This window comes from Streptomyces sp. Edi2, from assembly GCF_040253635.1.
GTDB lineage: Bacteria > Actinomycetota > Actinomycetes > Streptomycetales > Streptomycetaceae > Streptomyces.
The window spans coordinates 1996671-2017106 of sequence record NZ_JBEJGX010000003.1 but is presented as its reverse complement, the minus strand read 5'-3'; the positions used below and the strand labels follow the sequence as shown (position 1 = coordinate 2017106).

Here is a 20436-nt window from a genome sequence, read left to right as displayed (position 1 = left end):
CGGTGACGCCCTGGCATACGGGGCGACAACTCCCCCCATCAGGGACGGGCCGGCAAGATGACATGGCCCCGGCAGGTCGCAGGCAGGGTTCCGATTGGGCTTTCGGGCCGACAGCGGCAACACTGCTCCTGTGACGTCCCGTACCCCGCGCGACTCCCGGCTCCGCATCGTCCCCCGTCAACCGGTTGCGGCCGCCCGCCGGGCGGTGACAACCCGGACCAAGCGTCCGGCGCCCCGTCCGCCCGAGGGCACGCCGCCGCCCGCGGAACTGGCCAGGCAGGCCCGAACCGTGCTGGCCGGCGCTGCCCGCCTCGCCCGCTGGGCCGACGGCGCCGCGCTGCGTGCCGGAGCGGACGGGGCACTGCCGAAGGCCGCGGCACAACGCGCCGCCGAGGCTTTGAGCCTGACGCCGCAGCAGGTCCGCACCGACTGGGACCGCGCCCGGCTCTCCGGCCTCGTCGAACTCCACGACGGTCTCGCCCGCCCCGGCTGGCGGCTGCGCGCCTGGGACCGCGACGACACCGCCGTGCTGCGCGGCTGGGTCGCCCTCTTCGACGCCTGGTCGCTGGCCCGCCCCGCCCCGGCCACCGCAGGACCCGCGATAGTCGCCGAAGTCGTCGAGGCGCTGCCGCAGTTGCTGTCCCTGCTGCACCTGTCCGCCGGGCCCGTCCGGCTGCCGGTGCTGCTCGACATGCTGGACCAGCGCGTCGCCGAGCTGCGCACCGAACGCTGCGAGGTCCCCTACGGCCAGGACCCGGCCCCGGGCAGCGCCGACCATGCCGCGCCGGCGGCCGACGACGCCGCGGGGGCGTCGCTGGCCGAGCTGCTGGGCTGGGCGCTGGACGCCCTGCTGACGGTCGGCGCGCTGGTGGCGCCGGACGGCGCGCACGACGGCCTCCACGAGGCCTTCCACGATGCTTCCGAGGCGCAGCTGACACCGCTCGGTAACTGGTCGGTATGGGTCAAGCTGGAGCAGATCTGCGTCGCCGCGCAGAGCCCGGCCGGCCATATCGAGCAGTCGGCGGAGGCGATGCTGCGCGGCTGCGCCCGGCTCACCCCCGGCCCGGCCCGCGCCGAGTACCGCGCCTGGCTCGCCGCCCGCTCGGTCGGCGCGGCCGTCGAGGAGCTGCTGACCGTGGCCCGCGGCGAGGACGCGCTGCTGCGTGGCCTCGCCTTCGAGGCACTGCGCGCGGTCGGCGCCCCCGCCGAACCCGCCGTACGCGCCGCGGCCGACGAACCCGGCCTGCGGCCGTACGCCCTGCTGTGGCTGGTCGAGCACGAGGGCGGCGACCCCGAGACCGCACCCGATGTGCTCACCCGTGAGGAGTCGACCTGGCTCTGGGTGGACACCGCGGCGGCCGTCGCCGACCACGGCGAGACCCAACTCCTGGTGCGGCACCTCGACTCGGCGGTCCAGGGCTCGGTCTCCGCGCCTCCTGGAGGAGGTACGCGCCATCGGCCACCCCCGCACCGTCCAGGTCCTGGTGGCCCTGGCCGCGGCCCACCCCGACCCGGCCCTCGCCAAGGCGGTGCGGCGGGCGGCGTTCCAAGTCCATACGGGTGGGGTGTAATCCCACGCTTTTGTCAGTTCCGCCGTGGGGGTTGCGCGCCGTTTTCCGCCCGCTTCGCGGTGCGCCTGTGCCTGGCGGCCCCTCCCACGTTTTCGGCTGTCCCGCCGTGGGGGTTGCTCTCCGTTGCGCCTGGCGGCGGGCCGGGTCCGCTGCGCGGGGCTGTGGGTGCGGTGACGGGCCTGCGGGGCCGGTGTGTGGGACTGCTTCGCTTTACGTCCCACACACCGGCCCCTCCGGCCCGTCCCCTCCCGTGGGTGAGTAAGTGACGGTGGGTGGGGGCGGGCGTCGATCACAGCCGATTCCCCGTGCCTGTGCCATGGCGCAGGCCCTGTCCATGGGGGTCCCCATGTCCACGGCCATTTCCCTGCGCCCACAACGCGCACCGGACCACGCAGGCCCACTCCCACCCGCGCAGGCCCGTCACCGCACCCCGACAGCCCCGCGCAGCGGACCCCGCCCCGCGCAGCGGCACCGCCCGCCGCCAGGCGCTACGGCGGGACAGCCGAACCCGGGGCGGCGGCAAAGCGCAACGAACTGGCCCGCCGCCAGGCGAAACGGCGAGCGCACCGCGCAGCGGGCGGAACACGGCGAGCAACCCCCACGGCGGGACAGCCGAAAACGTGGGAGGTAAACCATTTGCATGGGGCCGTTAGACTGCCTCCCATGGCAGTTCTCCCCCGGGTTCATTAGACGGCGCAGCCCGCTCTCGGACCGTCCGTCCAATCCGCCGTCTTCCTGCCCTGGAGTTTTTTCCGTGATCACCGCCTCCGGCCTTGAGCTGCGCGCCGGCGCCCGCATTCTCATCGAGTCCGCTTCCTTCCGTATCGCCAAGGGCGACCGCATCGGCCTGGTCGGCCGTAACGGCGCCGGCAAGACCACCCTCACCAAGGTGCTGGCGGGCGAGGGCATCCCCGCCTCCGGCACGGTCACCCGCTCCGGCGACGTCGGCTATCTGCCGCAGGACCCGCGCACCGGCGACCTGGACGTGCTGGCCCGCGACCGCATCCTGTCCGCCCGTGATCTCGACAGCGTGCTGCGCAAGATGCGCGAGAACGAGGACCGGATGGCCAACGGCAAGGGCGCCACCCGCGACAAGGCGATGCGGAAGTACGAGCGCCTGGAGACCGAGTTCCTGACCAAGGGCGGGTACGCCGCCGAGGCGGAGGCCGCGACCATCGCCGCCAGCCTGGGCCTGCCCGACCGCATCCTCGGCCAGCCGCTGCACACCCTCTCCGGTGGTCAGCGCCGCCGCGTCGAGCTGGCCCGGATCCTGTTCTCGGACTCCGACACCCTGCTGCTCGACGAGCCCACCAACCACCTCGACGCCGACTCCATCGTCTGGCTGCGGGACTACCTCAAGACCTACCGCGGCGGCTTCATCGTGATCTCCCACGATGTCGACCTGGTCGAGACCGTCGTCAACAAGGTCTTCTACCTCGACGCCAACCGCTCGAACATCGACATCTACAACATGGGCTGGAAGCTCTACCAGCAGCAGCGCGAGGCCGACGAGAAGCGCCGCAAGCGCGAGCGGCAGAACGCCGAGAAGAAGGCCGCGGCGCTCAACACCCAGGCCGACAAGATGCGGGCCAAGGCCACCAAGACCGTCGCCGCCCAGAACATGGCCAAGCGCGCCGACAAGCTGCTCGCCGGCCTGGAGGCGGTGCGTACCTCCGACAAGGTCGCCAAGCTGCGCTTCCCCGACCCGGCGCCGTGCGGCAAGACCCCGCTCACCGCCGAGGGCCTGTCGAAGTCCTACGGCTCCCTGGAGATCTTCACCGACGTCGACCTGGCCATCGACAAGGGCTCCCGGGTCGTCATCCTCGGTCTGAACGGTGCCGGCAAGACCACCCTGCTGCGGTTGCTGGCCGGCGTCGAGACACCGGACACCGGCGAGGTCCGCCCCGGGCACGGCCTCAAGCTCGGCTACTACGCCCAGGAGCACGAGACCCTGGACCCGGACCGCACGGTCCTGGAGAACATGCGCTCGGCCGCCCCGGACATGGACCTGGTCGCCATCCGCAAGACCCTGGGTTCCTTCCTCTTCTCCGGGGACGACGTCGACAAGCCCGCCGGGGTGCTCTCCGGCGGCGAGAAGACCCGGCTCGCCCTGGCGACGCTGGTCGTCTCCTCGGCCAATGTGCTGCTGCTCGACGAGCCCACCAACAACCTCGACCCGGCCAGCCGCGAGGAGATCCTGGGCGCGCTGCACACCTTCACGGGCGCGGTGGTCCTGGTGTCGCACGACGAGGGAGCGGTGGACGCCCTGGAGCCGGAGCGCATCATCCTGCTGCCCGACGGCGTCGAGGACCTGTGGGGCCAGGACTACGCGGACCTGGTCGCGCTGGCCTGATCACGGCGTATGGATCATGCCGTATGGATCATTCGGCCGATGTGTGATCCATCATCTGAGTGAGAACGGCTCGTACACCGGCGAGTCTGCGGCATCCGGCCGGGTCCTTGGGGCCCGGCCGTCACCATTTCGGCCGCATACGGCCTGACCTGCCCCTTCTCGCGCAAAACCGGGTACGGGCGGCCGTCCACCGAGGCGGAATGTGACATTCCGGCCCGCGGGAGCGGCCGCCGGACGGCAAAGGATGTCGTACTGACCCTGCGGAATGGGTGGCCAGGAAGCCGGGGAGGGGTGATCATGAGAGTCCAGAGCGCACTTCCCACGAGGAGGCACGGGTGGCCGAGACTCTGAAGAAGGGCAGCCGGGTAACCGGCGCCGCGCGCGAGAAGCTCGCGGCAGACCTGAAGAAGAAGTACGACTCCGGTGCGAGCATCCGGGCGCTGGCCGAGGAAACCGGCCGCTCCTATGGATTCGTGCACCGGATGCTCAGCGAATCCGGTGTGGTCCTGCGCGGTCGAGGCGGAGCCACAAGGGGCAAGAAGGCCGCATCGGCCTGACGGCTGCGACTCCGGGTGCAACGGTGTCCCCCCGGTCGACCGAGCGGTCGACCGGGAGGTTACCGTTCAGTCACTTACGCACGCAGGTGCGGACGGCTGACTCGGAGGCGCTGATGACTCTGCTCGACAAGGACGGTGTGCGACTCACCGTTGACGGTGCGATCGCCACGGTGACCCTCGCCAACGCAGCGAAGCGCAATGCGCAGTCACCGGCCATGTGGCGGGCGCTCGCCGAGGCGGGCTCGTTGCTGCCGGGAAACGTGCGGATCGCGGTGCTCCGTGGTGAGGGCCAGTCCTTCTCCGCCGGCCTCGACCGTCAGGCGTTCACGCCCGAAGGCTTCGACGGCGAGCCGTCGTTCATCGATCTGGCGCGCGGCACGGACAGCGCCCTGGACGCCACGATCGCCGAGTACCAGGAAGCGTTCACCTGGTGGCGGCGCAACGACCTGGTGTCCATCGCCGCCGTGCAGGGCCATGCCATCGGCGCGGGCTTCCAGCTCGCCCTGGCCTGCGATCTGCGGGTGGTCGCGCCCGACGTCCAGTTCGCCATGCGCGAGACCAGCCTGGGACTCGTACCCGACCTGACCGGTACCCACCCCCTGGTCGGGCTGGTGGGCTATGCCCGGGCGCTGGAGATCTGCGCCACGGGCCGCTTCGTGCATGCCGAGGAGGCCGAGCGGATCGGCCTGGCCAACCTCTTGGTGCCCGCGGACGAACTCGATGCCACGGTGACCGACCTGGCCGCCGCGCTCACCGCCCCGCCGCGGGACGCCGTCATCGAGACCAAGGCCCTGCTGGCCGGCGCCGCGGGCCGTACGTACGAAGAGCAGCGCACTGCCGAGCGGGCCGCACAGGCACGCCGGCTGCGCGACCTCGCGGGCGTGGGGGAGTAGCCCCGCCGCACCCCTTCTTGCTGACGGGCATCCCTTCCGGTCTTACTGACGGACGTCCCTTCCGGCCGGGGGTGCCCGTCAGCTCCGTTCCACGGCGGTGACCAGTACGGCAACCGTCGACGGCGCCGCAGGTGCGGCGGCCACCGCGCGCCGTACGGCACTCGAGACGTCCAGGGCCCGGTAGCCGGGCGCGGTCGCCAGCTGGACCAGCACATGGCCGTCGGTGTACCGCACCGCGCGGGACGCCCCGCCGAGCACCGGTGCCAGCCGGGCCACGCCCGGTACGCCCCGCGCGGCGGCCGTGATCCCCGCCGGGCCCTCCTGCGTTGCACCGCTGCCCTCCTCCGCCGCGGGGGTGGCAGGCGGCCCTTGCGTACGGCCGGCGGGCGGCGACGGTGCCTCGCCCTCTTCCAGCAGCTCGCTGACCTGCAGATCCACCACACCCACCACCAGCCCCAGCTCCCGGACCGAGGCCTCCAGCAGCGCGGTGCGCACTTGGTCGGCGACGGCGGGCAGCGGCCGGCCGGCGACCGCGGCGAAATCCGCCTCGATCCGCAGTGGTCCTGGCGGCAGCGCGCTCGGCGGCGCCGGAACCGCGGGCTGTGGGGCCCGGTCCGGGTCGGCGACGGACAACCGCAGCGTGCCGAGGTGCACCCCGGCCGGCACCTGGGCGGCCGCCCGCAACGCCCCGGCGGCTGCCTGCTCGGTGATCCACGATCCGTCGCCGGGCCCGCCGAGCGGCAGCACCCGGCCGATCCCGAGCTGTACCCGCACCGCCTGCGCCCACTGGTTCGCAGCCACCGCGTCACCCCTTTCCCGGCAAGCCTCCGGACCCGTTCCGGACACCTCCCGCACCACGTCACCAGCCTGCCGCAGACCTGCCCGTACGGCCTGTACGGCAGGGCGGTGTGCCGGGCACCGCCGTGCGGAGCACTCCGCTGCCACGTCCCCGGAGCGGTCCGGGGGATGCGGACCTACTGTGGGCAACGGAGCGGGCGGACCGCTTCTCCTCTCGGAAGCGGACCGCTTCTCCTCGCGGAAGGGACTACGGCGATGAGCGAGAGCCAGCAGCATGCAGAGGCGCCCCGGACTCCTGCCAAGCGGGGTGGCGGCGACCCCGCGACCCGCGGGCGGACCACCATCGCCGACGGCGTGGTCGAGAAGATCGCCGGTCTGGCGGCCCGGGACGTCCTCGGTGTGCATGCCATGGGCAGCGGCCTCGCCCGTACGCTCGGCGCCGTACGTGACCGGGTGCCCGGCGGCGGCCGGTCCGCGACCGCGACCCGCGGGGTCAAGGCCGAGGTCGGCGAGGTGCAGACCGCGCTGGACCTGGAGATCGTGGTCGACTACGGCGTCTCCATCGCCGATGTGGCGCGCTCCGTACGGGAGAACGTCATTTCCGCGGTGGAGCGGATGACGGGCCTGGAGGTCGTCGAGGTCAATATCGCGGTCAGCGACGTCAAGCTGCCCGACGAGGAAGACGAAGAAGAGGGAGCGGAGCCGCGGCTCCAGTAGCCGGGCCCGTCCGGAGCGGTAGCGAAGGAGCGCACGATGAGCATGGCCGTGGTCGGCCTCTTGGCCGGCATGGCGCTGGGCTTCGCCGGATACTTCGGCGGCTTCGGCGCCTTCGTACTCGTGGCGGCGCTGGGCGCCATCGGCTTCGTGGCCGGCAGACTCCTGGACGGGGATCTGGAGGCCGGCGATTTCTTCCGTCCGCGCCGCGGCGACCGCGACGAACGGCGGCGGTGAAGCCGGGTGGCGACGGTGTCCCCGGCCGCCGCTGCCGCCACCGTGGCGGCGGGTGAGCGGGGCGCGACCAGCATCGCGGACCGGGTGGTGGCGAAGATCGCCGCACGGGCGGCCAGGGAGGCGCTGCGCCGGGAGTCCCCGCAGGCCCGCACCCAGGCCCATGCGACGGTGACGGTGCACCGGCGCGATGACCGCCGGCACTTCGGCGAGGCGCGGGTGCGGATCGCCGTGGAGCTGGGCTACCCCTCCGACATCGGCGCCCAGTGCCGGGTGGTACGCCGTCACGTCACCGAGCAGGTCAAGGCGTTGGCGAGCATGGAGGTGCCCGAGGTCGCCGTGGAGGTCGAGCGGCTGCACTCCCCGCTGCAGGAGCGGGCGGGCCGCGGGAGGGTGCGATGAGCGACGACGCGGAGCAGCCGGACACCCGGCGGATGCCCACCCTCGACAAGACGCCCGACGCCGCGGACGAGCGGAACGGGCCCACCCCGGACCCGGCCGCGACGGACCGGGCGGACGACGGCCGCAGCGGGCGCTTCTGGTCGGCCCGCCGGGTGCCGGCCGCGGTGGTCGCGCTGGTGCTGCTGGCCGCCGCCGGACTGCTGCTCTACGACGTGGTCGCGGTGCGCGCCCACCACCCCGCGATGGCCTGGCGCCGGTGGCTCGCCCGCGAACTGGCCACCCTTCACCTCGACAACCCCTGGGTGCTGGCCGCCGCCGCTCTCGCGCTGGTGCTCGGCATCTGGCTGATCGTGCTGGCGCTCACCCCCGGGCTGCGCCAGGTGCTGCCGATGCGGCCGACGGCGCCGGACCTCCGGGCCGGGCTGGACCGGGCCGCCGCCGCGCTGGTGCTGCGCGACCGTGCCATGGAGGTGGCTGGCGTCCAGTCCGTACGGATGAAGGTCGGCCGCCGCAAGGCGAAGGCGCACGCCGTCTCGCACTTCCGTGAGCTGGAGGAGGTCCGCGCCGACCTCGACATCGCGCTGGGCGAGGGCCTGCGGCAGCTGGGGCTGGCGCACCGGATCGGCCTGACCTTGCACGTCCGGCGCCCGAAGAAGGGATGAGGCAGCGATGCGCAGGGTCGGCAGAACGGTCAACCGGGTACTGCTCGGTGTGACCGGCGTGGTGCTGCTGGGCACCGGTGGCCTGGTGCTGTTCGGCGGCCTGGACCTCCCCGCGAGATGGCGGGTGCGCCTGCCCGCCCACTGGCCCTGGTCCCGCCCCGGCGACGTACTGCTCTCCGCGCACCAGCGCACCCGCTGGACCGGCCACGGCTGGTTCTGGCCCGCGGTGATCGCCGTCCTGGCCGTCTTCGTGCTGCTGATGCTGTGGTGGCTGCTGTCCCAGCTGCGGCGGCGCCGGCTGAACGAGATCCTCGTCGACAGCGGCGACGGCGAGGGCGCCACCCTGCGCGGCCGGGCGCTGGAGAGCGTCCTCGCGGCCGAGACCGAGTCGCTGGAGGGCGTCGACCGGGCCGGGGTGCTGCTGACCGGCCGCCGGAGCGAACCGCGGATCCGGGCCCTGCTGTCCCTCGCCCCGCACGCCGATCCGGGAACCGTGGTCCGCCGGCTGTCGGACGAGGCGGTGACCCACGCCCGCAGCTCGGCCGGGCTCGGCCGGCTGCCGGGGGACGTCCGGCTGCGCGCGGTCAAGCACCGGCCCGAGCGGGTCAGTTAGGGTGGCGGGTCGGCCGGGGCGATTCCTGCCGAGCGTGCCGGTCCGGTCCTCATGAGGCGTCCCCGGCCCGGCCGCCCGGCGGGCTCCCCGTCAGAAGCCGTGCCGGGCCCCGCCGTCCACCGGCACCATCACCCCGGTGACATACGACGCGGCCGGCGACAGCAGGAACGCCGCGGTCCGCCCGAACTCCTCCGGGGTGCCGTAGCGGCCCAGCGGGATCGCCGCGGAGTTACGGGCGCGGGTGCCCTCCGGGTCGCCGGAGAGCGCGTCGAGCTGGGTCATCCGGTCGGTGGCGATCCGTCCCGGCAGCACGCCGAGGACCCGGATGCCGCGCGGGCCGAGCTCGACCGAGAGCGACTTGGCGAAGCCGGCGAGGCCGGGGCGGAGCCCGTTGGAGACGGTCAGCCCGGGGATCGGCTCATGTACCGAGCCGGACAGCACAAAGCCGATCACACCGCCCTCCGCCAGCTCGGCGGCGGCCGTGCGGGCCAGCCGTACCGCGCCGAGGAAGACCGACTCGAAGGCCTGCCGCCACTGGTCGTCGGTGTTGTCGAGGGCGCCGCCGGGCGGCGGGCCGCCCACACTGATCAGCACGCCGTCCAGGCGGCCGAAGCGCTCCCGGGCCGCGGCCACCAGGCGGTCCGGGCCCTCCGGGTCGGCGTTGTCGGCCGCCACCCCCAGGGCGCGTTCGCCGAGCGAGGCGGCGGCCGCGGCGGCGCTCTCCTCGGTGCGTCCGGTGAGGACGACGTTGGCGCCGTCGGCGACCAGTTCACGGGCGGTGGCGAAGCCGAGGCCGCGGGTCGCCCCGGTGACGAGGTACGTCCGGTCGGTGAGTCCAAGATCCATGGCCCTAGTCTGCCCCCGCCCCGTCCTGCAGCCCGAAGGCGGTCCCCACCAGACCGATATGGCTGAACGCCTGCGGATAGTTGCCCAGCTGGCGGCCGGCCACCGGGTCGTACTCCTCGGAGAGCAGCCCCACATCGTTGCGCAGGTCCAGCAGCCGCTCGAACATCTCCCGGGCCTCGTGCCGCCGTCCGCTCATCCGCAGTGCGTCGACGAGCCAGAACGAGCAGGCCAGGAAGGTGCCCTCGTCGCCGGGCAGCCCGTCGACCGAGCCGCCCTCGGTGCTGTAGCGGCGCACCAGACCGCCGTGGCTCAGCTCCCTGCGTACCGTCTCGACGGTGCCGGCGACCCGCGGGTCGTCACCCGGCAGAAAGCCGACCCGGGGGATCAGCAGGGTCGCCGCGTCCAGTTCCGCGGACCCGTAGAACTGGGTGAAGGTGCCGCGGTCGGCGTCATAGCCCCGCTCGCACACCTCCCGGTGCACCTCGTCGCGCATCGCCCGCCAGCGGCCGACGTCCCCGCCCAGCTTCGGATTGGCCTCCAGCGCCCACACCACACGGTCGGCCGCCACCCAGGCCATGACCTTGGAGTGCACAAAGTGCCGGCGCGGCCCGCGGATCTCCCACAGCCCCTCGTCGGGGTCGCGCCAGGCGGACTCCAGATAGTCGACCAGCGCGCGCTGGATGCTCCAGGCGTGCGGCTCCGACGGCAGCCCGGCCGTGCGCGCGATGTGGAAGGAGTCGAGCACTTCGCCGTAGACGTCGAGCTGACGCTGTTCGACGGCGGCGTTGCCGATGCGTACGGGCACGGAGTCGGCGTATCCGGACAGCCACGGCAGCTCGGCCTCCGGCAGCCGCCGCTCACCCGCCAGCCCGTACATGATCTGCAGATCGTCGGGGGCACCGGCCACCGCACGCAGCAGCCAGTCCCGCCAGGCACCGGCCTCCTCCAGATATCCGGCGGAGAGCAGCGAGTTCAGGGTGAGGCTGGCGTCGCGCAGCCAGCAGTAGCGGTAGTCCCAGTTGCGTACCCCGCCCAGCTCCTCGGGCAGCGAGGTGGTGGGGGCCGCGACGATGCCGCCGGTGGGCCCGTAGGTGAGCGCCTTGAGGGTGATCAGCGAGCGCATCACGGCCTCGCGGTAGGGGCCTTGGTAGCGGCAGCGCCCGGACCAGGTGTGCCAGTCGTCCAGGGTGTCCTGAAGCGCCTCGAACGGGTCGATCTGCACCGGCCGGGGCTCGTGCGAGGGGTGCCAGGTCAGTACGAACGCGGTGCGTTCGCCCGCGGCGACGGTGAAGTCCGAGCGGGTGCTGAAGTCCTTGCCGTAGGTGGTGCTCCGTTCCGGGGTGCGCAGCCATACCGAGTCCGGCCCGGCGACCGCGACCCGGCAGCCCTCGGTGGCCCGCACCCAGGGCACCGCCCGCCCGTAGTCGAACCGCAGCCGCAGCACCCCCCGCATCTCGACGCTGCCGCTCAGGCCCTCGACGATCCGTACGACATCGGGCTGCCGGTCGCGCTGCGGCATGAAGTCGATGACCCGGACGCTGCCCGTCGGGGTCTCCCACACTGTGTCCAGGATCAGCGAATCACCGCGGTAGGAGCGCACCGCGCGGGCCTCGGAGGCGCGGGGGGACAGCCGCCAGTGGCCGTTGTCCTTGTGGCCCAGGAGCGCGGCGAAGCAGGCCCCGGAGTCGAAGCGGGGCAGGCACAGCCAGTCGATGGAGCCGTCGCGGCCGACGAGAGCGGCGGTCTGCAGATCGCCGATGAGCGCATAGTCCTCGATATGTGGGTGCACTCAGCGCCTTTTCCCCTGCGGCGGGGGCGCCACGCGCTGGGGCGGCTGTACGGGCTACGACCTGGCCGGCACCGGCGCCGTGTCGTCGGTCTCCGGAGCCTCGGGAGCCTCCGGGTCCGGTGCGGCCCCGGCTGCCTCCTTGGCCGCGGCCTCCACCCGGTCGCGGCGCTCACGGCGGACCAGGATCACCCAGCCGACCGGCACCGCGGCCGCGAACAGCCACCACTGGACCGCATACGCCATGTGCGGCCCGATGGAGTCGTGGTCCGGCTCGGGGACCAGCTCCGGCTTGCCGCCGGGCGGCTTGGGCCCGGTCTGCTCGATATAGCCGCCGAGCAGCGGCCGGCCGACCCGCTTCGCCTGCTCCTTGCTGTTGATCAGCATGATCTGGCGGGCGGGCAGGCCCTTGGTGTCCTTGATGCCGCTGAAGGCGGTGGTCTCGTCGGCCATCATCCGGCCGGTCACGGTGATCTTGCCCCGGGGGGCGGCCGGGACGTCCGGGAACTTGGTGAGGTCGTTGCCCGCCGAGATCCAGCCGCGGTTGACCAGCACGGCCCTGCCGTCGCCGAGGACCAGCGGGGTCAGTACGTAGTAGCCGATGCTCTGCTCGTCGGCGGCGGTGCGCTGACGGACCACGACCTCGTGCGCGGTGTCGTAGGTGCCGGTGGCGGTGACCGTGCGCCACATGTCGTGGTGGGGCAGGGTCCGGCCGGGCGCGGTCAGCTCGGTGACCGGGACCGGCCTGGCGGCCAGGCTGCTCGCGATCAGCTGGTTCTGCGCCACCTTGTGCTCATGGCGGTGGAGCTGCCAGAAGCCCAGCTTGATCATGACGGGGATCAGCACGAGAGCCACGAGGGTGAGGATCACCCACTGCCGGGACAACAGGAAGCGGTACACGGCTTCGACGGTACCCGGGCCTTTGCCGCATTCCGATCCGGGGTCCCCGGTAACGGCCGGGGGAGGGTCCGGCCGGGCGGCCGCCCGGCCGGGTCCGGCGGGCTCAGACCCGGTCGACGATGCCCACCCTCCCGTCCGACCGGGCGCAGTGCGCACCGCAGTACCACTGCCCGTCGGCTTCCACGCCCTGGCCGATGATCTGGCACCGGCAGTGCTCACAGATCGGCGCCATGCGGTGGATGGCGCAGGCGAAACAGTCGAACACGTGCACCGCGCCCTGCGCGTGCACCTCGAATGTCATGCCGTATTCGTTTCCGCAGACCTCACAACGTGCCATGCGCCACAGGGTGCGGGCGGCGCCCCTGCGGGGCGAGGTGCCGACGGGTGTGTTGGGCGGGCTTCACCCGGACGCAGGCGCCGATGCCGCCGGCTCGACATCCTGCAGCAGCTGCATGAAGGCCGCCTCATCGACCACGACCGTGCCGTACGAGGCGGCCTTGGCCGTCTTGGAGGTCCGGGCGTCGGGGTCGTTGGTCACCAGCAGGCTGGTCAGCCGGGACAGGCTCGTGGCGACATGGAGCCCGGCCTCGACGGCCCGGTCCTCCAGCAACTCGCGGTCCACGGAGGTGTCGCCGGAGAAGGCGACCCGCATCCCCTGGACGAGCCGGCCACCCGCCTCGTAGCGCCCCGGGTTGGGGTACGGGCACGCCGGGCGCTTACGGGAGGGCCGCCAGGACGTGGGGCGGTACGCCGAGGCCGTGGCGTGCTGCCGGGGCGCGGGGGCGTCCGACCACTCCGTCAGCGGCTGACAGCTCATCAGCGGAAGCCGCAGATTCTCCTGGGCGGCCCGCCGCAAACCGGGACGGAACGCCTCGGCCAGTACCCGGGCGTCGTCCAGCGCGTGGTGGGCGCGCTCCTGCACCACGCCGTAGTGCGCGGCGAGGGATTCCAGCTTGTGATTGGGCAGCGGGAGCCGCAGCTCCTTGGACAGGGCGATGGTGCACAGCCGCTGCCGGACCGGTGCCGTCGCCGCGGCGCGGGCGTACTCGCGGGCGATCATCGACCAGTCGAACATGGCGTTGTGCGCGACCAGTACCCGGTCCGCCAGGCGCCGGGACAGCTCCGGGACGATCTCCGGGAAGAGCGGGGCATCGGCCAGCACGGCGCTGGTCAGTCCGTGGATCCAGACCGGCCCCGGGTCCCGCTGCGGGTTGACGAGGGTGTACCAGTGGTCCTGGACCTCGCCCTGTGCGTCGAGTTGGTACACCGCGGCGGAGATGATCCGGTCGTCGCGGGCCAGGCCGGTGGTCTCGACGTCGACCACCGCGTACCCCTCGGGGTATGCGGACGGCCAGGGAGCCGGCGGCGTCTGCGGGCCCGGCTGCTGCCCGATCTTCGGCGCGATCGGGTCGGCTGCTGCCATACGGTCTTCGAGCATGGTCACTGAGGATACGGGCCACCACTGACAGCCACCGAACCGGCGTGGGGCGCGCGGGGCAGTCGCACGCCCCATGCGCCGCGGGCCCGCCGTGCGGACGGACGACGGGAGGCGGGGTCACCCCCTGGTCCGGCCCTCTTCCCGGGGCCGGCAGCGGAATTGACGGTGGGCCGGAAGCCGGTCGCCGGCGCCAAGGGGGCTCCTTCTCGATCGCCGCAGGCCCACGGAGAGCCGGAAGGCGCCCCCTAAGCCCCCAGCTGCCGCGCCGTCTGCGCCACCTCCTCGACCGAGCCGTCCCGGCCGACGCTCACCCGGTGGAGCGTGGCGCCCGGTCTGCGGGTGACGACGTCCGTGAGGCGGCCGTCGGTGAACACCCCGGTGGCGCCGTCGTCGACCGCCCAGCCTGCGGGCAGCGCACGGTCGTTGACCGCTGCGAGGTAGCCGGGCCTGCGCTCCGGCTCGCCGTCGTAGTGCGGGCACAGGCTGCCCGGCAGCAGTCCCAGTCCGTCGGCCAGCGGCACGGGCGGCCCGAAGGAGTCGGAGAACGCGGTCTCGAACCAGCAGCAGGCCCCGGCGCTGATGCCGCACAGCAGCACCCCTGCCGCGTACGCCTCGCGCAGGATCGCGTCCAGGCCGTGCACCCGCCAGACGGCAAGCAGGTTGGCGGTGTTGCCGCCGCCGACGTAGACGATGTCCTGGGCGAGGACGAATGACCGCAGATCGGTCACGGTGCGCCGGAACAGCTCCAGATGGCTCGGTTCGCACCACCCGCGCCCGGCGAACGCCGCGTGGAACCCCTCGATGTACCCCGGTGCGTCACCGCTCGCGGTCGGCAGGAAGCAGACCTTCGGCCGGGGCCGTCCGGCGGTCTCCAGCACGAAGTCGTCCAGCAGGGTGTCGGGGTCGCCGGAGAAGCCGCCGCCGAGCAGGGCGATGGTGGGTGTGCGGGTCATGGAGCCTCGCTTCCGGTCGTCGAGGGGACCTGTCGCCGGGTCGTCGTCTCGACGCAGCTGACGGCACGTCTTACATACTTCTCAGTAACAACCCCTAGCGGCACCGCCGTCCACACCTTTATGGTGCGGGACATGCCGCACCTGCCCGATGTCCTGTTGTGGTCCATACCGGCCTTCGTTCTGCTCGCCGTGATCGAGATGGTGAGCTACCGCCTCCATCCCGACGAGGAGGCGGAGGGCTACGAGACCAAGGACGCTGCCACCAGCGTCGGCATGGGCCTGGGCAGCCTCGTGTTCGACGCGCTGTGGAAGATCCCCATCGTGGCGATCTACGCCGCGGTCTACGAGCTCACCCCGCTGCGGATACCCGTGGTGTGGTGGACGCTGCCCCTGATGCAGCTCGCCCAGGACTTCTTCTACTACTGGTCGCACCGCGGCCACCACGTCATCCGCGTCCTGTGGGCCTGCCACGTGGTGCACCACTCCAGCGAGAAGTTCAACCTCAGCACCGCCCTGCGCCAGCCCTGGACGACCTGGACCGTCTGGCCCTTCTACGTCCCGATGATCGCGCTCGGCGTCCATCCGGCCGTGGTCGCCTTCACCTCCGGCGCCAACCTCGTCTACCAGTTCTGGGTGCACACCGAGCGGATCGGCAAACTGCCCCGGCCCTTCGAGTTCGTGCTCAACACCCCCTCCCACCACCGCGTCCACCACGCCTCGCAGGGCGGCTACCTGGACCGCAACTTCGGCGGGATCCTGATCATCTGGGACCGGATGTTCGGCTCGTTCGTGGCCGAAACCGAGCGGCCGGTCTACGGACTCACCAAGAACATCAAAACCTTCAACCCGCTGCGGGTGGCCACCCATGAGTACGCCGCCATCGCGCGCGACATACGGGCCGCGGACAGTTGGCGCGAGCGCGCCGGGCGGGTGTTCCGCGGGCCGGGCTGGCAGCCGGCCGGGCGGGCCGCCGCGGTGCAGACCCCGGTGGATGGACGGCCGGGGGCCGAGGCTCCCGCCTCCGTCGGGGAGCCGGCCGCATGACGGCGCGGTGGCCGCGGGCCGTCCGGCCCCTGCTGTGGGTCTTCGCCGCACTGGCCGTCGTACACCTCGGGGCGCTGCTCGGCGGCGTCACGGCCGTCGCACACCTCACCAAGCCCGCGCTGATGCCGGTGCTCGCCGCTTACGTGCTGGCGCGCGGCGGCCCCCCGCTGCTCGCCGGTGCGCTGCTGTGCGGCTTCGGCGGGGACACCTTCCTCCAGATCGGCGGGGACGTCGCCTTCCTGGTGGGGATGGGCTCGTTCGCCGCCGGACACGTCTGCTATCTGCTGCTGTTCGCCCGGCACGGGGCGGCGCCGGAGGCCGGACGGCGGGGGCGGACGGTCGCCGCCGCCGCTGCGTATGCCGCGCTGCTCGCCGGCACCGTGGTGCTCCTGTGGCCGGACCTCCCGGCCGATCTGCGGATCCCGGTGGCCGGCTACAGCCTGCTGCTCACCTCGATGGCCTTCGGCGCGCTCCGGGCGGGAGCCCTGGCCGCCGCCGGCGGGCTGCTCTTCCTCCTCTCCGACACCCTGATCGCGAGCGGCATCGCCCACTGGCCGCAGCTGCCCGCCCCGCAGTTCTGCGTCATGTTCACCTATATCGCGGCCCAGTACGCGCTGGCCGGCGGTGTGCTGCGCGCGGCCGGCACCGCTCCCCGGCCCGCACCGGAGGCCGGTGCGGCGCGGGCCCGGGTGGCCGGACGCACCGCCGCTTGAGTCTCCCCCGTGGGAGACCCGACAGTGGACGGCATGTACGAGGACGGCACGGACCTGCTCACCATCGGCGCGCTGGCGCGCCTGACCGGCGTTCCGGTCAAGACCATCAGGAATTGGTCGGAGCAGGGCCTGCTGCCGCCCACCGCCCGCACCCCCGCGGGCTACCGGCTGTACGGCGCGGACGCCCCGGCCCGCCTGGAGACCGTGCGCAGCCTGCGCGACCTGGGCATCGGGCTGGCGGCGATCCGCTCCGTGCTGCACCGCGAGTGCACCGTCGCCGAGACGGCCGCGCAGTGGGCGGATGCGCTGGACGCACAGATACGCACTCTGCAACTGCAGCGCGCCGTGCTGCGGTCGGTGGCCGCGCGGGGGAGCGCAGCAGAGGAGCTGCCGACCATGACCGAGCTGGCCCGCCTGTCGGACCGGGAACGCCGCCGCATCATCACGGACTTCGTCGAGGACGCCCTCGACGGTGTGGACGCCCCCGCCTACCGCAGCGGTCTGCTGGCCGCCGTGCCCGATCTGCCCGACGACCCCACCCCCGAGCAGATCGACGCCTGGACCGCACTGACCGCCCTGGTCCGGGGCCCGGACCTACGGGCGGCGCTGCGCCGGCTGGCCGAGTACAGCGCGCGCACCGGGCCGGCGGCGAGCGGGGCGCATGCCGCGAGCGGGACGCGCGCCGCGGGGGAGACGCCGGCCGCGCAGGAACAAGCGGCGCAGGAACGGGAGCCGGAGCAGGCCGCGCAAGAACAGGCCGCGCAGCAACAGGCCGCCGTGCGTGTCGCGGAGCTGATGCGGCTGCGAGGAGAGGAGACCGTCGCGGCCGGCATCGCCCCCGACTCCCCGGCCGCGGAGCCCTTCCTCGCCGAGCTGATCGCCGCCTGGCTCCCCACCCAGGCCGGCACCCCCGACCCACCCGCCGAGGACGGCCCGCAGGCCCGCGGTCGGCTGCTGGAGCAACTGGAGACCGCCGCCGAGCCGGCCGTCGAGCGCTACTGGCAATTGCTGTGCACCGTCACCGGCCGGCCCGCCCCGCCCCGCTGGGACCGCGCGGGCGCCTGGACCGCGGCCGCGCTGCGCGCCCACCCCCGGCCGTACGAACTGGACCGGTCCGCGTTCGACGGCACCGACCCGGACCGGGTGATGTACGCCTACGAGCAGGTGATCCGGGACGTGTCCGCGCTGGTCGCCGCCGTACGGCCCGAGGACTTGGACCTGCCGACACCGTGCGCGGGGTGGCGCGTACGGCAGTTGCTCGACCACATGGTGTGGGAGAACCTGATGGCCGCCTCGATCGCCGAGGACGCCCCGCGCACCGACCACGCCGCCGGTCACCTCGGCGACGATCACCGCGCCGCCTTCGAGGACTCGGCGCGGGCCGCCCTCGCCGCCTTCAGCGGAAGCGGGATGCTCCGGCGCACCTACGGTCCCTACGACGCGCCCGGCGCCATGCTCGTCCAGCAGGTGGTGGTCGAACTCCTCGCACACGGCTGGGACCTGGCCCGGGCGACGGGCGCACCGACCGGCCTGGCACCCGCGGTCGCCGAGGAGACCCTGGCGGCGGCCCGCCGGATCTACGGCGCCGCACCGCGCACCGAGGGCAGCTCGTTCGCCCCCGAGCGCCCCGCCCCGCCCGGCGCGCACGCCACGGACCGGCTGGCCGCCTTCCTCGGTCGCGACCCGATCGCCCCCGGCCGCGCCCCGGCCTGACCACCCGCCCCGGGAGCCCGCGGCACCCGCCCGGGCCCGCGGCACCCGCCCGGGGCGGCGCACCCGCAAGGCAAAGGGCCGGGTGACGCACCACCCGACCCTTCCCCTCAACCTCCCGGAAAAGCCGGGGAGTTACTTCTTCACCGCGTCCAGCGCATCGACGATGCCGTAGCCGAAGTGGCCGTTGACATGCTTGGTGCCGGTGCAGGTCGCGTCACCCGTGGGGCAGCCGGGGTTGTCCGCCTGCTCCTTGAGGAGCCACTGGATCTCCTGCGGGCTGGACTTCGGGTGGGTGCTCTTGAGCAGCGCCGCAACGCCCGCGACGTGCGGGGTCGCCATGGACGTGCCGGCCAGGTAGGCCCAGTCACCGCCCGGCATGGTGGAGAGGATGTTGCCGTTCTTGGCGGGCAGTTCGGGCACCTGCCGCGAGTCGCCGCCCGGAGCGGCCACATCGATCTGGCCGAGGCCGTAGTTCGAGTAGTACGACTTGGCCTTGTTGACGCCGGTCGCCGCGACCGTCACCGTGCCCGGCAGCTGGGTGGGAACGTCCCAGCAGGTCTTCGGGTTGATGGTGCGCTCGACCGGGGTGGAGTCGTTCGGGCTGGAGGCGTCGGGGAGCTGAGGGGCCGCCAGGTCGAGGCCCGAGTTGCCCGCCGCGGCGATGTTGATCGCCCCCTTGCGCTGGGCGTAGCTCGCCGCACGGCCGACCGCGTCGATGATGGCGGCCTGGTCGGCGTCGTCCTTGCAGTTGAACATCCACGGGTCGACGTAGTAGCTGTTGTTCGTGACCTCGACGCCGTGGTCGGCCGCGAAGACGAAGGCGCACACCACGCTCTCGGCGTAGAAGAGGCTCGTCTCCGGCTCGCTGACCTTGAGGGCGGAGATCTTCACGCCCGGCGCGACCCCCGCCACGCCGACGCCGTTACGGGCCGCGGCGATCGTGCCCGCGACGTGGGTGCCGTGGTAGTCCTCGTCCGGGTTCCAGGGCCGCCAGGCGCCCTTGGAGGTGTCGGCCACGCCGCCCACGCAGTTGGCGGACTGCTTCGCGGAGAAGTTGGCCTTCAGGTCGGGGTGGGTGTCGTCCACACCGGTGTCGATGATGGCGACGGTGACGTTCTTGCTGCCCGGGTTCACCTTCGCGGCCTTGTCGGCCTTGATGGCGGGCAGGTCCCACTGCAGCGGTTCGAGCGGCTCCTCGCTGTTCGCCTTCGCCGCCTTGCCGGCCGCCGCCAGCTGGGACTTCGGCAGGTCGATCTTCTGCGGCTTGCCGACGTCGGTGGTGCCCTGCGCCTTCAGCGGCGCGGTGCGGGTCGCGCCCGCCGACTGCACGCCCGGTACCGCGCGCATCGACGCGGCGAACTCGGGGTTGGCCGAGTGGACGACGATCACGCCTATCTGATCGTGGGCGATGACCACCTTCCCGCCGGCCTTGGCTATCGCCTTCTCGACCTTGCCGACCGCGGCATGGCCGGGCGTGGTGTTCACGACGTACGACAGCAGCGGGCCGTCGGCCGAGGCCGCTGCGGCCGGGGCGGAGTCCTGGGACGCGGCGGTGGCCGCGTTCGGGAGGAAACCGAGGGACGCCGTCAGAGCCAGTCCGAGCGGTACGGCCAGCGCCCGCATGCGTCTGGATCGAGGATGTGCCATGGATACTCCACATCATCCGTGAGACCGCCCGTGCGCGGGTTGCGCACGGGCGGTTGCAAGTGAGATGTGAAGTTATCGGCGACCACTCGTGTGCAGCAATGGACTTCGGCGAAAAAACGGGGAGAAAACCCGCCAGGAGTGTGAAATTGATAGTGCGTCACCCGATTTCGTCCGTCTTGGACGCCTGCCTGGTCCGGTCTAGCCGTCGCGCCGCAGGGTGGTGATGCTCAGCGGGGGCAGCGCGATCCGCGGTCCGTACCAGCGGCGCGCGACGGTGGCCGTCCCCGGCCGTGGTTCCGACGGGGCGAGGGTGAGTGGCGCCGGCAGCCGGATGCTGCCGTAGGGGCGCCGGCGGGGAACGGGGGGCTGCGGGGCCTGCTGTGGCGGCGGATTCACACCGGGCTCAACGAAGCGCCCCGCGCGCGGTGGCGGTACGGCGCGGGCATTCCCCCGGTTTCTTCTGGGATTCAACCAACGGACCCCTGTCGTATCGTCTGACGCGCCTCTACCATGCGTGATCCAGATCACTTACGTGAGCTTTACCGTCGGCCGGGCTCTTCCCGGGCCGATCCGCCGGACCGGCCCGGGCCCGCCCCTTC

General features: G+C 72.9%; 20 protein-coding genes and 1 pseudogene. 12 read left to right on the top strand and 9 right to left on the bottom strand.

All coding sequences use genetic code 11. The features are described 5' to 3' along the window. Positions 1-130 precede the first annotated feature (130 nt). From ABR737_RS12375 to ABR737_RS12360, 4 genes and pseudogenes are all read left to right on the top strand, one after another. A pseudogene (locus tag ABR737_RS12375) lies at positions 131-1571 on the top strand (hypothetical protein). A gap of 754 nt (positions 1572-2325) precedes the next feature. Continuing rightward, on the top strand, positions 2326-3924 hold the full coding sequence (locus tag ABR737_RS12370) for an ABC-F family ATP-binding cassette domain-containing protein (RefSeq protein WP_350250230.1): 1599 nt from the start codon (positions 2326-2328) through the stop codon (positions 3922-3924). Positions 3925-4259: 335 nt separating this feature from the next. Then, the gene (locus tag ABR737_RS12365) at positions 4260-4481 is read left to right on the top strand and encodes a helix-turn-helix domain-containing protein (protein ID WP_006606369.1); all 222 of its coding nucleotides are present in this window, start codon (positions 4260-4262) and stop codon (positions 4479-4481) included. 113 nt (positions 4482-4594) lie between these two features. Next, entirely contained in the window at positions 4595-5374 is a 780-nt protein-coding gene (locus ABR737_RS12360) for an enoyl-CoA hydratase/isomerase family protein (RefSeq protein WP_350250229.1), read from the top strand. A 78-nt stretch (positions 5375-5452) separates the two neighbouring features. Here the strand turns inward: ABR737_RS12360 and ABR737_RS12355 are convergent, their stop codons facing one another. Next, complete coding sequence (locus tag ABR737_RS12355) at positions 5453-6175, bottom strand: hypothetical protein (protein ID WP_350250228.1); 723 nt, start codon at positions 6173-6175, stop codon at positions 5453-5455. A 252-nt stretch (positions 6176-6427) separates the two neighbouring features. On the opposite strand from ABR737_RS12355, the gene ABR737_RS12350 reads away from it, so the two are divergent. The 5 genes from ABR737_RS12350 to amaP are packed head-to-tail and all read left to right on the top strand — an operon-like array spanning position 6428 to position 8797. Continuing rightward, positions 6428-6889, top strand: coding sequence for an Asp23/Gls24 family envelope stress response protein (locus ABR737_RS12350; protein WP_350250227.1), 462 nt, complete (start codon positions 6428-6430; stop codon positions 6887-6889). 36 nt (positions 6890-6925) lie between these two features. Next, the gene (locus ABR737_RS12345) at positions 6926-7123 is read left to right on the top strand and encodes a hypothetical protein (protein ID WP_088797070.1); all 198 of its coding nucleotides are present in this window, start codon (positions 6926-6928) and stop codon (positions 7121-7123) included. 6 nt (positions 7124-7129) lie between these two features. Next, the gene (locus tag ABR737_RS12340) at positions 7130-7522 is read left to right on the top strand and encodes a hypothetical protein (protein WP_350250226.1); all 393 of its coding nucleotides are present in this window, start codon (positions 7130-7132) and stop codon (positions 7520-7522) included. Continuing rightward, complete coding sequence (locus tag ABR737_RS12335) at positions 7519-8184, top strand: DUF6286 domain-containing protein (protein ID WP_350250225.1); 666 nt, start codon at positions 7519-7521, stop codon at positions 8182-8184. Before ABR737_RS12340 ends, ABR737_RS12335 begins: the two co-directional genes overlap by 4 nt. 7 nt (positions 8185-8191) lie before the next feature. Next, on the top strand, positions 8192-8797 hold the full coding sequence (gene amaP / locus ABR737_RS12330; RefSeq protein WP_350250224.1) for an alkaline shock response membrane anchor protein AmaP: 606 nt from the start codon (positions 8192-8194) through the stop codon (positions 8795-8797). A gap of 90 nt (positions 8798-8887) precedes the next feature. Here amaP and ABR737_RS12325 read toward each other — a convergent pair whose 3' ends face one another. The 6 genes from ABR737_RS12325 to ABR737_RS12300 form a co-directional block, all read right to left on the bottom strand. Further along, the gene (locus ABR737_RS12325) at positions 8888-9643 is read right to left on the bottom strand and encodes an SDR family oxidoreductase (RefSeq protein WP_350250223.1); all 756 of its coding nucleotides are present in this window, start codon (positions 9641-9643) and stop codon (positions 8888-8890) included. A 4-nt stretch (positions 9644-9647) separates the two neighbouring features. Then, complete coding sequence (locus ABR737_RS12320) at positions 9648-11432, bottom strand: glycoside hydrolase family 15 protein (protein WP_350250222.1); 1785 nt, start codon at positions 11430-11432, stop codon at positions 9648-9650. A 54-nt stretch (positions 11433-11486) separates the two neighbouring features. Further along, positions 11487-12329 (bottom strand): SURF1 family cytochrome oxidase biogenesis protein, encoded by an 843-nt coding sequence (locus ABR737_RS12315; RefSeq protein WP_350250221.1) that lies wholly within the window; start codon positions 12327-12329, stop codon positions 11487-11489. Positions 12330-12432: 103 nt separating this feature from the next. Further along, the gene (locus tag ABR737_RS12310; protein WP_030087516.1) at positions 12433-12666 is read right to left on the bottom strand and encodes a metallothionein; all 234 of its coding nucleotides are present in this window, start codon (positions 12664-12666) and stop codon (positions 12433-12435) included. Between the two features lie 63 nt (positions 12667-12729). After that, positions 12730-13767, bottom strand: a complete 1038-nt coding sequence (locus ABR737_RS12305; protein WP_350250220.1) for a DEDDh family exonuclease — start codon at positions 13765-13767, stop codon at positions 12730-12732. 245 nt (positions 13768-14012) lie between these two features. After that, complete coding sequence (locus tag ABR737_RS12300) at positions 14013-14720, bottom strand: Type 1 glutamine amidotransferase-like domain-containing protein (protein ID WP_350250219.1); 708 nt, start codon at positions 14718-14720, stop codon at positions 14013-14015. 132 nt (positions 14721-14852) lie between these two features. On the opposite strand from ABR737_RS12300, the gene ABR737_RS12295 reads away from it, so the two are divergent. Genes ABR737_RS12295 through ABR737_RS12285 form a run of 3 tightly spaced genes read left to right on the top strand, consistent with a single transcriptional unit; the run spans position 14853 to position 18190 of the window. Next, positions 14853-15764 carry a sterol desaturase family protein gene (locus ABR737_RS12295; RefSeq protein ID WP_350250218.1) on the top strand — a complete coding sequence of 304 codons (912 nt, stop codon included), beginning with the start codon at positions 14853-14855 and terminating at the stop codon, positions 15762-15764. Beyond that, positions 15761-16477 carry a lysoplasmalogenase gene (locus tag ABR737_RS12290; RefSeq protein WP_350250217.1) on the top strand — a complete coding sequence of 239 codons (717 nt, stop codon included), beginning with the start codon at positions 15761-15763 and terminating at the stop codon, positions 16475-16477. Before ABR737_RS12295 ends, ABR737_RS12290 begins: the two co-directional genes overlap by 4 nt. 9 nt (positions 16478-16486) lie before the next feature. After that, on the top strand, positions 16487-18190 hold the full coding sequence (locus ABR737_RS12285; RefSeq protein WP_350250216.1) for a TIGR03086 family metal-binding protein: 1704 nt from the start codon (positions 16487-16489) through the stop codon (positions 18188-18190). Positions 18191-18322: 132 nt separating this feature from the next. Here ABR737_RS12285 and ABR737_RS12280 read toward each other — a convergent pair whose 3' ends face one another. Beyond that, on the bottom strand, positions 18323-19837 hold the full coding sequence (locus ABR737_RS12280; protein ID WP_350250215.1) for a S8 family serine peptidase: 1515 nt from the start codon (positions 19835-19837) through the stop codon (positions 18323-18325). Positions 19838-20035: 198 nt separating this feature from the next. Continuing rightward, the gene (locus ABR737_RS12275) at positions 20036-20233 is read right to left on the bottom strand and encodes a hypothetical protein (RefSeq protein WP_350250214.1); all 198 of its coding nucleotides are present in this window, start codon (positions 20231-20233) and stop codon (positions 20036-20038) included. Positions 20234-20436 lie beyond the last annotated feature (203 nt).

What these genes read in the sequence shown, in the direction of transcription:
- ABR737_RS12360 (WP_350250229.1), top strand. Translation starts at nt 4,595, where the DNA reads ATGACTCTGCTCGACAAGGACGGTGTGCGACTCACCGTTGACGGTGCG.
- ABR737_RS12350 (WP_350250227.1), top strand. Translation starts at nt 6,428, where the DNA reads ATGAGCGAGAGCCAGCAGCATGCAGAGGCGCCCCGGACTCCTGCCAAG.
- ABR737_RS12345 (WP_088797070.1), top strand. Translation starts at nt 6,926, where the DNA reads ATGAGCATGGCCGTGGTCGGCCTCTTGGCCGGCATGGCGCTGGGCTTC.
- ABR737_RS12335 (WP_350250225.1), top strand. Translation starts at nt 7,519, where the DNA reads ATGAGCGACGACGCGGAGCAGCCGGACACCCGGCGGATGCCCACCCTC.
- amaP (WP_350250224.1), top strand. Translation starts at nt 8,192, where the DNA reads ATGCGCAGGGTCGGCAGAACGGTCAACCGGGTACTGCTCGGTGTGACC.
- ABR737_RS12325 (WP_350250223.1), bottom strand. Translation starts at nt 9,643, where the DNA reads ATGGATCTTGGACTCACCGACCGGACGTACCTCGTCACCGGGGCGACC.
- ABR737_RS12310 (WP_030087516.1), bottom strand. Translation starts at nt 12,666, where the DNA reads ATGGCACGTTGTGAGGTCTGCGGAAACGAATACGGCATGACATTCGAG.
- ABR737_RS12305 (WP_350250220.1), bottom strand. Translation starts at nt 13,767, where the DNA reads ATGCTCGAAGACCGTATGGCAGCAGCCGACCCGATCGCGCCGAAGATC.
- ABR737_RS12300 (WP_350250219.1), bottom strand. Translation starts at nt 14,720, where the DNA reads ATGACCCGCACACCCACCATCGCCCTGCTCGGCGGCGGCTTCTCCGGC.
- ABR737_RS12295 (WP_350250218.1), top strand. Translation starts at nt 14,853, where the DNA reads ATGCCGCACCTGCCCGATGTCCTGTTGTGGTCCATACCGGCCTTCGTT.
- ABR737_RS12290 (WP_350250217.1), top strand. Translation starts at nt 15,761, where the DNA reads ATGACGGCGCGGTGGCCGCGGGCCGTCCGGCCCCTGCTGTGGGTCTTC.
- ABR737_RS12280 (WP_350250215.1), bottom strand. Translation starts at nt 19,837, where the DNA reads ATGGCACATCCTCGATCCAGACGCATGCGGGCGCTGGCCGTACCGCTC.